The organism is Pantoea sp. USHLN256 (genome assembly GCF_037149875.1).
Taxonomy (GTDB): Bacteria; Pseudomonadota; Gammaproteobacteria; order Enterobacterales; family Enterobacteriaceae; genus Pantoea; species Pantoea nemavictus.
Genome location: NZ_JBBCQO010000004.1, coordinates 18,676 through 31,150 on the forward strand (window position 1 = coordinate 18,676; position 12,475 = coordinate 31,150).

The window sequence follows — 12,475 nt, forward strand, 5'->3', positions numbered from 1 at the left end:
CTTCAACGTTTTTGAAGAGAATAGGCAAAAAAAAAGTCTGAACGTAAGTTCAGACTCTTCTTTAGAATGTGGCGGTGAGAGGGGGATTGATTCGCTACGCTCACCCTGCGGGCAGCGTCGCAGGCTCCGCTGTCCAACTGGCTGCGCCAGTTGTCGAACCCCGTCGGGGCTTCTCACCCCCTCTCTCTGCAGAATATGCAAAAAAAAAGTCTGAACGTGAGTTCAGACTCTTCTTTAGAATGTGGCGGTGAGAGGGGGATTCGAACCCCCGATACGTTGCCGTATACACACTTTCCAGGCGTGCTCCTTCAGCCACTCGGACACCTCACCACATTTTTTTGCCAACCGCGCTGGGTCAACGGGGCGCTACTATAGGGAGATCGCTGAAAAGGGTCAAGCGCTATTTTCTCCTTTTGTTCTATCCGCTTAAGCTCTGAGCGGATTGCCTTTACCCTGCTCAGAATGTCGATTCTGTCATCAAACTATTCCTTTTCCGTCACAAAAATGTCACCGCATTGTCGCAGACTTGTCTGCGGAAACATTTGGTTATATCTATGGATAAGGATGCTTATAAATGAAACACATACCTCTCTTTACGGTTACGCTGCTGGCTTCTCTGGTCGCGACGTCAGCAATGGCAGAAGAGTCCAATTATTCACGCGCCGCCACCGGTGATGTGACCGAACACGGCGGGGCGCGTCGTCTTACCGGCGATCAAACCGAGGCGCTGAAAGCCTCATTAATCAATAGCACCGCGAAAAACGTGATTTTGCTGATTGGTGACGGCATGGGCGATTCGGAAATCACTGCGGCACGCAACCAGGCGCGCGGCGCTGGCGGTTTCTTCCCCGGCCTGGATGCATTGCCGCTCACCGGCCAATACACCCATTACTCGCTGGACAAGAAAACCCACAAGCCTAATTACGTGACGGATTCAGCTGCGTCGGCCACCGCGTGGGCTACCGGCACCAAATCCTACAACGGTGCGATTGGCGTCGATGTTAATGGCAAAGATCAGGTGACGATTCTTGAGTTGGCGAAAGCCGCCGGTAAAGCCACCGGCAACGTCTCGACCGCTGAACTGCAAGATGCCACGCCAGCTGCGTTAATGGCGCATGTCACCTCGCGCAAATGCTACGGCCCGGAGAAAACCAGCGAGCTGTGCCCCGGCAACGCGCTGGAGCAGGGCGGTAAAGGATCGATTACTGAACAGATGCTGAAAACCCGCCCAGATGTCACGCTGGGCGGCGGTGCGAAATCCTTTAGCGAAACCGCGAAAGCCGGCGAGTATCAGGGCAAAACCCTGCGTGAACAGGCGCAGGCGCTGGGCTATCAGTGGATTGATAATCTGCAGGACATGAATGCCATTCAACAGGCCGATCAGAGCAAACCGGTTTTGGGTCTGTTCGCCGATGGCAACATGCCGGTACGCTGGCAGGGACCAAAGGCCAGCTATCACGGCAACATCGATAAACCGGTGGTGACCTGCGAGGTGAACAAAGATCGTCCGGCTTCCGTGCCGACGCTGGCGCAGATGACCAAAAAAGCCATCAATCTGCTGAGCACCAATGACAAAGGTTTCTTCCTGCAGGTGGAAGGTGCATCGATTGATAAGCAGGATCACGCGGCCAATCCGTGCGGTCAGATTGGTGAAACCGTCGATCTGGATGAAGCGGTGCAGGAAGCGCTGGCGTTTGCGCGCGAACACGGCGATACGCTGGTGGTAGTGACCGCCGATCATGCACACAGCAGCCAGATCGTGGAAAACGGCACCAAAGCACCGGGCCTGACGCAAGCGGTGAATACCAAAGATGGCGCGGTGATGACCATCAGCTACGGCAATTCAGAAGAGGATTCGCAGGAGCACACCGGAACGCAGGTGCGCATCGCGGCGTACGGTCCGCATGCGGCGAACGTGGTGGGATTAACCGATCAGACCGATCTGTTCTTTACCCTGAAGGACGCAATGGGACTTAAGTAACAGCTCAACGATTCAATAACCGCACATTCCGTAGCGGCGCGATTCATCGCGCAATAAATTGCGCCGCTACAATGTGTGCTTTCGCTGGCATAGACTGCGCGAAAGACGAACCTAAAATCACAATCCACGTTTCGCCATCAGGCGCGCTAAATCCACCAGACGATTAGAGAAGCCCCATTCGTTGTCGTACCAGGCGAGGATTTTCACCAGATTGCCGCCAATCACCAGCGTGGAGAGTCCGTCGATAATCGATGAACGGGCATCGCCCTGATAATCGCTCGAAACCAGCGGTTCATCGCTGTAGCCCAAAATCCCTTGCAACGGCCCTTCCGCCGCCGCGGCTTTAAAGGCGTTATTCACCTCTTCTGCGGTGACATCGCGTTTCAGCGTCACGGTTAAATCGACAATCGATACCACCGGCACCGGCACGCGCAGCGAATAGCCGGTCAAACGACCATCCAGCTCAGGAATCACCCGTCCCAGCGCCTTCGCTGCACCACTGGAGTAAGGCACAATCGACAGCGCCGCCGCCCGCGCACCGCGCAGATCTTTCTCTGGCTGATCGTGCAGCACCTGGCTGTTGGTGTAGGCATGGGTGGTGTTCATTAACCCGTGCTCGATACCAAATGTCTGATGCAGCACCGCCGCCGCCGGCGCCAGGCCGTTAGTGGTACAGCTGCCGTTACTCACCACAAAGTGCTGCTGCGGATCGTAGCGTTGATCGTTAACGCCCAGCACAATCGTCAGGTCGTCATTTTTACCGGGCGCGGAGATAATCACGCGTTTGGCGCCGCCGCTGGTGATATGCACGGCGGCTTTGTCGCGCTCGGTAAAGAAGCCGGTGGCTTCAATCACGATATCGACGCCGACATCCTGCCAGCGAATATTGGCCGGATCGCGCTCGCTGAAGACGCGCACAGATTTGCCATCAATACGCAGTTCGCCTTCACCCGCTTCTACTTCAGCGGGCAAGCGGCCGAGCAGCGAGTCGTGTTTCAGCAGATGGGCGAGGGTTTTGCTGTCAGTGAGATCGTTAATGGCGACGATTTCAATATCGTCGCTGCCGAGTGCTGCGCGAAAAACGTTACGTCCGATACGGCCAAAGCCGTTAATGCCGATCTTAGTCATGATTGACTCCTTTTCCGAAGATGCTGGAGTCACTCTAGGCCGATGGCGCGTTGGCGTAAACGCCAAATAACGATCACTTTACGCCAACTTTTTGCAGTGAAAGCGCTGGCGATATTCGCCTGGCGTGAGATGCAGCTGACGTTCAAAGCAGCGACGTAGATTGATGCTGCTGCCAAAGCCGGTCGCCAGCGCGATGCGTTCCAGCGTGTCATGAGTTTGTTCTAAACACTCACGCGCGGCGGCGAGGCGCGCTTCCGCCACATAGCGCGCGGGCGGTGCGCCGGTTTCGCGGGTAAAAACGCGGGTGAAATTACGCGGACTCATGGCGACGCGCTCGGCCAGCTTCTCCACCGCCAGATCTTCGGCGAGGTTGGCGCGGATCCAGCGTTGCAGTTCACTGATTGGGCCAATGCCGCTCGGCGTTTGCAGATGGAAGCGGCTGAACTGCATCTGCCCGCCGGGACGGCGCAGATACATCACCATGTCCTGCGCAATATTGCGCGCTACGCTGAAGCCGAAATCTGCTTCCACCAGCGCCAGCGTCAGGTCAAAGCCGGAGCTGACGCCGCCGGAGGTCCAGATCGGACCATCCTGAATATACAGCGGACCGCCCTCCACCTGGATCTGCGGAAAACGCGCTTGCAGGGTATCGAGCAGGCGCCAGTGCGTGGTGGCGCGGCGACCCTCCAGCAGGCCCGCTTCGGCTAGCAGCATCGCGCCGCCGCACACCGAAACCACGCGGCGCGCCTGCGGTGCCGCCAGCTTAATGAAATCGACCACCATATTGCCCTCTTCAGCGCTGTCGCCGCGTCCAGTGATCATAATGGTGTCCCAGGCGGTGCGCGGATCAACGTCCGCCAGTTTTAGGTCGGCTAACAGGTTGAGGCCGGATTGACCGTGGATCACCTGATGCGATTGGGTGGTGGCGAGGCTAACGCGATAGCGTGGTTGATCGACGCCCGCCGGTAAATGCTGATTGGCGCGCATCAGAATATCGGCGATGCCCGCCGCTTCGAACAGCATGCCGCCGTCGGGCACAATAATCAGAAAAGTTTTCATGGCGTAAAAAAGACACTTTAACGGAATAAGCCAAAGTGTCGCATGAAGTCAATCTTTTGCACAATCTGTAGCGGCGCAATTTATTGCGCAATAAATTGCGCCGCTACGGGATGATGAGGTTATCAATATCGATTAGACAGCGGAATTATCCGCCACACCAATCCGCCACTGCTCCGGCGGTAGAGTGCCATTCACCGCAAAATCCCCGACGATGCGATCTTTGTAAATACGTGGATTGTGTGACGAAAGGGTACGTGCATTGCGCCAGAAGCGATCCAGTGCCAGCGGTTTCAGCGTCGCGGATGCGCCTAACGCATCGAACAGCGTCGAGCTGGCATTAAGCAGCAGATCGCTCACCACATTGAGCGACTGCGAGACTTCCAGCTCGGCAATCGCCACCGCCTGGTTTTCCTGTTCCTGATCGCCGCTCAAGTGCGCATCAAACGCGCGTTGCACCGCGCTGGCGGCGTGCAGCACTATCGCGCCGCTGCTGTAGGCCGCACCGCGCAGGCGTCCAACCACCTGTAAAACCTGCGCATCCTGAGCGGCGCGCGGCGCATTACCGTTACTGTAAGTGCGCGTGCGCGCAGCCACCTGCAGCGCCACTTCGCCGCTTTGCGCGCGGCCAATGCCGGCCAGCGTTGCCAGATGGATCAGCTGGTAGAACGCCGGTGAATAGCGGAAATGCACCTCTTCGTTGAGGTCATCGGCGCCGATGGCCACCTTGTCGAAAATCGCCGTGCCGCTGGCGGTCAGCGTCTGGCCAAAGCCATTCCAGTCATCCAGCACCGTCACGCCAGGCGCGTTGCGCGCAACGGTTACCGACACGCCTTTGCCATTTTCATCGGTGATGCCAACGTCGATCCAGTCCGCATACAGCGAACCGGTGGTGTAAAATTTCCGGCCGTTTAGCTGCCAGCGGTCGTCGTGGCGCTCGATGCGCGTAGAGAATTCAGACTGGCGCGCATCGCCGGTTTCGCTCCACGCCGGGCCGACAATTTCGCCACGTCCCAGTCGTGTCAGCCACGTCTCCCGATAGCTGCCGCTGGCGCTGTTCAGCACATTTTCGACAAAGCCGAGATGACCGCGAATCGACTGCACCAGATTGGAATCCGCCTCGCCGAGTTCTATCAGCAGATTAAACAGTTCCGGCAGCGTGGCGCCAAGTCCACCGGCGCTCTCCGGCACCCGCAGCGCGGTGAAGCCACTCTGCTTTAGCCAGGCGATCTGCTCCAGCGGCAGTTGACGCTGCAGTTCACGCTCAATCGCGCCTGCACGGATTTTCTCAAACAGCGGACGGAAGCGCTCCGCCAGCTGTTCATAACGGGATGACGGACCCGCCCCCCAACCTGATTCGATTTGCGACATGACGCGGCTCTCCAGCAAAGAAATTTGCCTTCACTATGTCATCGCCGTCGGGCGCTAAATAATGCTTTTTCTCACTAAGCTATTTCACTGGCTAGCTATCAAAACGCTATTTCACTATGTGGAACAATAAATCCGCTTTCGCATATTCACTGCCGATATTGTTATTTGCCGCGCTGATTATCTGTGCTCTATTCAAACGCTATTCCAAAAAATACCCATTAAATTTCCAGATAATATCATTTCACGCGGAATAGGTCCGCGGGGGAAATAGATGATTGGCTTGCATTAGGGAAACGGTAGCAAAATGATCTCAAAGCCCATTCAGCGATTAATCATTCCAATAATGGCGGCACTCAGCGGTGCGGCGCTGCTGCATAACGCCAGCGCCGCGACCTCGGCACCGACCAGCAGCGACGGTACATTAGTCTATCTGCACGAGCAGGAGCCGCCTTGCTTGTGGGGCGGATGGGTGCAACAAGCGTATTTGTCGCGTCAGGTATTTGATTATTTAGTCAGTTATGACAACGGACAAATTCGGCCGTGGCTGGCTTCCAGCTGGAGTGAATCCGCCGATCGTAAAACCATTACTTTTCATTTACGTCATGACGTGAAATTTACCGATGGCGATATATTTAATGCCGATGCGGTGATAGCTAATTATCCAGCGTGGCAAAAAGGAATTGGCTGGCACGGATTCACTTATATGACCGGATTTACCAAAGTCGATGATTATACCGTGGCGCTGCATTTATCTGAGCCCAATCCGGAAATATATAATGTTCTGGCAAATGGTCATTATGGTTTTCAATCGCCGGATTCGCTGGCGCATAACAGCAGCGAACAGAAGTGTTTACGCCCGGTGGGCACCGGCCCCTGGAAAGTGGCGCGCTGGGTACGCGGCGAGGGTATCAGCTTTGTGCGCAACGATGATTATCGCTGGGCGCCGCCGAATGCGCACCACAACGGCCCGGCCTATATCAAACATCTGGAGTGGAAATTTGTGCCGGATGCCACCACGCGCTGGGGCGCGCTAGTCAGCGGCGGTGCGGATGTCATCTATCAGCCGCCGTCGGCGCAGTGGCAGGCACTGCAGCGCCAATATCAAACGCTGTCGTATGTCGCCACCGGGCGGCCGCAGGCCTTCTCCTTTAATGTGCAGCGCGGTCCGTTCACCGATCGGCGCGTGCGCCAGGCATTTGCCTACGCGCTGGACCGCAAGCAGATCGTCAAAACCGTATTTAAAGGCGCGGTGCCGTATGAGGGCAACGGCTCGCTGAGTAAAAGCACGCCGCTCTATCTGAATGTTGACGATCGCTACTCGCTGAACATTGCCAAAGCCAATCAGCTGCTGGATCAAGCGGGCTGGACCGGGCGCGATGCCGCCGGTTATCGCACCAAAGACGGTCAAACGCTGGATGCCCGTTTGCCATTTATCCAGGCGATTATCGACCAGGAGGGCGCGCTGATGCTGCAGGCGGTGCAGGATCAGGTCAAGCGCGTCGGCATCAAGCTGGATCTGCTTCCGCTGACGCAAACCGAAGGTTTTGCCGGTGCGCGTTCGCGTCCGGCGGATAAGGAAATCAGCTTTGGCTACTGGGTGTGGCCATCGCCCAATATCCTCGACATCGTCTACAACCATGCGCTGAACGGCGCGTTCAACGGCAACAACACCAGCTTTTTCAACAATCCCGAGGTGGAAGCGCAAATCCTTGATGCACAGCGCGAGCCCAATCCCCAGCTGCGCCAGCAGAAGTTCGACGTGCTGCAAAAGTGGTTTGACGATCAGGCGATTGCCATCGGCGGCTACAACTTCACCTACAACGTCGCCATCGCCCATAACATCCGCGGGCTTTGGCAGGATCAGGGCAACGGATTGCTGAACTTTAACGATGCGTACTTCGTGCAGGAGAAGCCATGAGTGAATTAACGTCCGCGCCGCAGAGCAGCGCTAGCCGGGTTGAGGATCGGGCCGCAGCGCGCAGCCGCAGCGTGACACTGTTGCGCAGCGTAAGCGTGCGCATCGCCTCGGCGCTGTTTGTATTGTGGGGCACTATCACCGTGACCTTTTTGGTGCTGTCGGTGCTACCGGGCGATCGCGCCACCATCCTGCTGAATATCACCTCCGGGCAGGTGATTGAACGCACCCCGGCGGAGCTGGCGCCCATCAACGCGCAGTACGGTTTCGATAAGCCGATCGCTGAGCAGTATCTGCACTATTTCTGGCAGCTGCTGCACGCCGATTTTGGTTTCTCATTCGAGTTGCAGCGCCCGGTGGTGCACATCATCGCCGAGCAGCTGCTGCCGACCTTTACGCTGGCGATAGCCGCGCTGCTGCTGGCATGGATGATCGCCATTCCGTGGACGCTGCTTACCGCCGGGCGCCATCGTCGTCTGGCGGCGTTTGGCTCGGCGCTGGAAACCATCATGGCCGGATTGCCGCAGTACTGGATTGGCATCCTGCTGCTGATTGTCTTCGCCATCGGGTTACGCTGGTTCCCGGTGGTGGGCGGCACCAGCCTGCTGGGTACGGTGCTTCCGGCGATCACGCTGGCGATTCCATTGGCGGGCTTTCTTGGTCACGCGATTCGCGACGAGTTTGAGCGCAGCATGCAGCAACCGTTTGTGCTGTCGGCGCGGGCGCGCGGCATGAGCCTGGCGGGCGTGCGATGGCGTCACGTGTTGCGCCACGCGCTGATTCCCGCCATCACCTTAAGCGGCTGGGCGATTGGCAACCTGCTGTCGGGTGCGGTGCTGGTAGAAGCGGTGTTTGCCCGCCCGGGACTCGGCAACGTGCTGGTCAATGCGGTTAGTAATAAGGACTTCGCGCTGGTCTCCGGCATCGTGATTCTTATCAGTTTCCTCTACATCGTGATTAACCTGGTGGTTGACCTGATTTACCTGATCGTCGATCCCCGTCTGCGAGGTCGTGTATGACGACTCATCTCACTGCATATGCTGGCGCGCAGACACAACGCGCCCGCTGGCAACTGCCGCTTTCGGTGCTGCTTTCCGCCGTTGTGGCGCTGTTCTTTATTCTCGCGGCGGCGGTGCCCGGCGTGTTGGCGACGCACGATCCGTTCGCCACCGATCTCTATCGTGCGCTGCAAGCGCCTTCGTGGGCCAATTGGCTCGGCACCGATGATATTGGCCGCGATCTGTATAGCCGCATTATCTGGGGCACGCGCCAGTCGTTGCTGATTGGTATCGGCGCCATGGCCATCGCGCTGTTCGGCGCCATTCTGTTGGGCTTCAGCGCCGCGCTCGGTCCGCGCTGGCTGGCCGAGCCGGTGAATCGCCTGCTGGAGATTTTGCTGGCGTTTCCCACCCTGCTGCTGGCGCTGCTATTTGTCGCCTTGCTGGGGCCATCCGCCAGCAGTTTGCTGATCTCGGTGGGCATTGGCACCGCGCCGGGCTATGCGCGTTTAGTGCGGGCGCAGGCGCTGCAGGTGAAGCAATCCGGCTACGTCGAAGCGGCGCGTGCGCTTGGTCATCCGTGGCATCGGCTGTTTCTTCAGCACATCGCGCCCAACGTGTTCCGACCGCTGTTCTCGCTGGTGGCACTGGGCATCGGACAATCGGTGGTGTGGGCATCCGGCTTGTCGTTTCTCGGTTTAGGCGTGGTGCCGCCGTCGCCGGAGTGGGGCGCGCTGCTCGAAGCCGGAAAAATTAACGTCACCGTGGCGTGGTGGCTGGAAGTGTTGCCGGGCATTGCGATTGTGCTGGTGGCGCTGTCGTTTACGCAAATTGGCCGCTACATCCAGCAGCGAGCTGAAGGAGAGAAGCGCTGATGAGCCATAACGTGATTGAAGTCCGTGATCTGAATATCTGGGCGCGCGCTGAGAACAGCGCGCCGCGCCATATTGTGAAGAACGTTAGCTTTGCGCTGCAACGGGGCCAATGTCTGGCGCTGGTCGGTGAATCAGGTTCAGGAAAAAGCGTCACGGCGCGCGCCCTGGTGGGATTAGCGGGCGATCAGCTGCAGGTGCAGGCCGACACGATGAACCTCAATGGTGAGACGCTGCTTGGGCGCAGCGACGGCTGGTGGCGACGCGTGCGCGGCAGCAAAGTCGGTTTTATTTTGCAGGATGCGCTGGTGTCACTCGATCCGCTGCGACCGGTGGGTAAAGAGATTGCCGAAGCGCTGGCGCTGCACGGCTGGGGTAACGCCGTCAGCCGTCAGCAGAAAGTGCACGCGCTGCTGGAAGAGGTCGGCGTGCCGCAGGCGGCGTATCGCGCCAGCCAGCGACCGGGCGAGTTGTCTGGCGGCCTGCGCCAACGCGCGCTGATCGCTTCGGCGATTGCGTTGCATCCGCAGGTCCTGATCGCCGATGAACCGACCACCGCACTGGATGTGACGGTGCAAGCGCAGGTGCTGGAGGTGCTGCGGCAGATGCTGGATCGCGGCACCAGCGTGATTCTGATCAGTCACGATCTGGCGGTGGTGGCAAAAATTGCCGATCGGATTCTGGTGATGCAGGGCGGTGCGATTGTGGAAGCGGGCGCCGCGCAGCAGGTGCTACAACAGCCGCAACATCCGTATACCCAGGGTTTGATCAACGCCATTCCCAGCGAGCACACCAAAGGGCAGCGCCTTTCCGGCAGCGTCCCCGGCGCACCGGCGCCAGCGGTGGCGAAATCGGCGGAGGTGCTGCTGGAAGCGCGCCATATCGTGAAGCGTTTTCGCGGGCACAGCGCGGTAGCCGATGTTTCGTTTACGCTGCGACGCGGCGAAACGCTGGGCATTGTGGGTGAATCGGGTTCTGGCAAAACCACCTTGTCACGCATAGCACTGGCGCTGGAAACGCCGGACAGCGGCGAGGTGCGGTTTGCCGGCCAGCCGTGGAGCCACGCGTCCGCCGCCGCTCAGCGTGCGATTCGCCGCCAGATTGCCGTGGTGTATCAGGATCCGCTGTCATCTTTCGACCCGCGCTGGCGGGTAGCCGACATCCTGCTGGACGCGATTGCCTTAGATCAGCATCCGGCAACGCACACCCCGCATGAGCGCGCCATCAGCCTGCTGCAATCGGTTGGACTCGGCGCGGAACATCTTAACCAATGGCCGGCGCGCATGTCGGGCGGCCAGCGTCAGCGCGTGGCGATTGCCCGCGCCATCGCCACCCATCCGCAGGTCATCGTGCTGGATGAGGCGGTCTCGGCGCTGGACGTCACCATTCAGGCGCAGATTCTTGATCTGCTTAGCGATCTGCAGGCGCAGCTTGGCGTCAGCTATCTGTTTATCTCGCACGACCTCGGCGTCATTCATCACATGAGCGATCGCGTGCTGGTGATGCAAAACGGCCTGGCCGTCGAGCAGGGCGCCGCCGATGAGGTGTTCTATCGCCCGCGTCATCCCTATACCCAGAAGTTACTTGCCTCGCTGCCACGTCTGGCCGCGCGCGAAATCGCCTAACTTTGCTACTGGAGCGAACATGTCACGCGAACTGATTTATAACGGATTTTTGCACCTCACGCCCAATCACCACAGCCACGGCTACTGGCGCACGCCGGAAGGCCAGGTGCAGTACGGGTACAACCAGCTTGATGCCTACGTGAAGACGGTGAAAACCCTGGAGAAAGGGCTGTTTGATACCTTGTTCATTGCCGATGTGGTGGGGGTGTATGACATCGAGTATGGCGATGGCAAAACCACCATCAGCGCTGGCACGCAGTTCCCCGAACCCGATCCAATCACCATCCTCTCGGCGCTGGGTCTGGCCACGGAGAACCTGGGACTGGTGGTGACCAGCAACGTGATTCAGGCGCATCCGTTCTCGTTTGCGCGCCAGATCTCCTCGCTGGATGAGTTTACCCGCGGGCGCATTGGCTGGAATATCGTCACTTCGTATCTCTCCAACGGCTTTCGCAACTACGGCTATCAAGACATTGTGCCGCACGACGAGCGCTACGAGTGGGCGCAAGAGTATCTGGATGTGGCGTACAAACTGTGGGAGCTGTCGTGGGAAGAGGGCGCGGTGCTGCACGATCCCGCCACTAATCGCTTTTTCGATGCCGATAAGATTCACAAAATTAACCACGTCGGTAAGCGCTATCGCGTGGAGGGGCCGCATATTGTTGAGCCGTCGCCGCAGCGCAGCCCGGTGTTCTTCCAGGCCGGCAACTCCGACGCTGGACGACGCTTTGCCGCACGCAATGCCGAAGTCACTTTCCTGCCGTCACAAACGCCGGATACCGCGCGCAAAGATATCGCCATCCTGAATCAGGATGTGGTGGATTACGGTCGCCAACCGGAAGATTTGAAAAAGCTGGTGATGCTGTCAACCGTAATCGGATCCACCGAGGAGGAGGCGAAGCGCAAGCAGCAATATCTGTTCGACAACATCGATATCAACGCGCTGCAAGGGTTCTACAGCGGCGGTTCCGGCATCGATCTGGCCAATATCGATCCCGACACGCCGCTGACTGAGCTCAGCCGTCGCGAGGCGTTCAGCCAGCATATGCGCTCGAAATTCCGTATCGCGGTAGATGCAGATTACGGCCAGGGCCGCGTACTGACGTGGCGTGAATACCTGATCCAGCACGCGTTGTTGCCGGGCCGTTTTGCCGGTACGCCCGAGCAGATTGCCGATCGCGTGCAGCAATTTGCGGACGCCGGTGTTGATGGCTTTAACGTGGTGCCCGTTACCACGCTCGGCTGGTGGGATGAGTGGGTCGAGCATGTGGTGCCGGTGCTGCAGAAGCGCGGTCTGGCGCAGACGGCGTATAAGCCAGGCACGCTGCGCGAGAAGATTTTCGGCAAAGAGAGCCGGCTGCCCGCGTCGCATCCGCAAAGGAAGTTGACGTTGGGTTGAGTGGCGGCTTTAGTCAAAATGTGCTGGCTATCCCCTCCCGTCCGTGCGGGCTGTCCCCCTCCTCGGTCCTCCCCCACAAGTGGGGGAGGAAGATGCTGTTATATGTTAGTTCTGAAGCTGCATGTCGCAG

Annotated in this window: 9 protein-coding genes, 1 tRNA gene and 1 other RNA gene; 6 read left to right on the forward strand and 5 right to left on the reverse strand. The window is 58.5% G+C overall.

Features of this window, described 5'->3' with window-relative positions; all coding sequences use genetic code 11:
• Window positions 1-69 precede the first annotated feature (69 nt).
• Together WFL93_RS11765 and WFL93_RS11770 are read right to left on the reverse strand one after the other, a co-directional pair.
• A non-coding RNA gene (locus WFL93_RS11765) (RtT sRNA) lies at window positions 70-197 on the reverse strand.
• 45 nt (window positions 198-242) lie between these two features.
• Window positions 243-330 (reverse strand) — tRNA-Ser (locus WFL93_RS11770).
• Window positions 331-574: 244 nt separating this feature from the next.
• Between WFL93_RS11770 and phoA the strand changes: the two genes are divergently transcribed.
• The gene (phoA, locus tag WFL93_RS11775) at window positions 575-1,981 is read left to right on the forward strand and encodes an alkaline phosphatase (protein ID WP_336778192.1); all 1,407 of its coding nucleotides are present in this window, start codon (window positions 575-577) and stop codon (window positions 1,979-1,981) included.
• Between the two features lie 117 nt (window positions 1,982-2,098).
• On the opposite strand, the gene gap is transcribed toward phoA, so the two are convergent.
• The 3 genes from gap to WFL93_RS11790 all read right to left on the reverse strand — a co-directional run bounded on the left by gap (window position 2,099) and on the right by WFL93_RS11790 (window position 5,536).
• Window positions 2,099-3,109: a type I glyceraldehyde-3-phosphate dehydrogenase gene (gene gap, locus WFL93_RS11780; RefSeq protein ID WP_336778193.1), complete on the reverse strand. Its 1,011-nt coding sequence runs from the start codon at window positions 3,107-3,109 to the stop codon at window positions 2,099-2,101.
• Window positions 3,110-3,187: 78 nt separating this feature from the next.
• Entirely contained in the window at window positions 3,188-4,168 is a 981-nt protein-coding gene (locus tag WFL93_RS11785) for a GlxA family transcriptional regulator (protein WP_336778194.1), read from the reverse strand.
• A gap of 132 nt (window positions 4,169-4,300) precedes the next feature.
• Window positions 4,301-5,536, reverse strand: coding sequence for an acyl-CoA dehydrogenase family protein (locus WFL93_RS11790; protein WP_336778195.1), 1,236 nt, complete (start codon window positions 5,534-5,536; stop codon window positions 4,301-4,303).
• 304 nt (window positions 5,537-5,840) lie between these two features.
• On the opposite strand from WFL93_RS11790, the gene WFL93_RS11795 reads away from it, so the two are divergent.
• From WFL93_RS11795 to WFL93_RS11815, 5 genes are read left to right on the forward strand one after another with little or no spacing between them, the layout of a single operon-like run.
• Window positions 5,841-7,454, forward strand: coding sequence for an ABC transporter substrate-binding protein (locus WFL93_RS11795; RefSeq protein ID WP_336778196.1), 1,614 nt, complete (start codon window positions 5,841-5,843; stop codon window positions 7,452-7,454).
• A complete protein-coding gene (locus tag WFL93_RS11800) occupies window positions 7,451-8,470 on the forward strand; it encodes an ABC transporter permease (protein ID WP_336778197.1) in 1,020 nt (339 codons plus the stop codon). The genes WFL93_RS11795 and WFL93_RS11800 overlap by 4 nt, the downstream gene beginning before the upstream one ends.
• Window positions 8,467-9,324 carry an ABC transporter permease gene (locus WFL93_RS11805; protein ID WP_336778198.1) on the forward strand — a complete coding sequence of 286 codons (858 nt, stop codon included), beginning with the start codon at window positions 8,467-8,469 and terminating at the stop codon, window positions 9,322-9,324. The genes WFL93_RS11800 and WFL93_RS11805 overlap by 4 nt, the downstream gene beginning before the upstream one ends.
• Window positions 9,324-10,946 carry an ABC transporter ATP-binding protein gene (locus WFL93_RS11810; RefSeq protein WP_336778199.1) on the forward strand — a complete coding sequence of 541 codons (1,623 nt, stop codon included), beginning with the start codon at window positions 9,324-9,326 and terminating at the stop codon, window positions 10,944-10,946. Before WFL93_RS11805 ends, WFL93_RS11810 begins: the two co-directional genes overlap by 1 nt.
• Window positions 10,947-10,965: 19 nt before the next feature.
• The gene (locus tag WFL93_RS11815) at window positions 10,966-12,345 is read left to right on the forward strand and encodes an NtaA/DmoA family FMN-dependent monooxygenase (RefSeq protein ID WP_049852027.1); all 1,380 of its coding nucleotides are present in this window, start codon (window positions 10,966-10,968) and stop codon (window positions 12,343-12,345) included.
• Window positions 12,346-12,475: the final 130 nt, after the last annotated feature.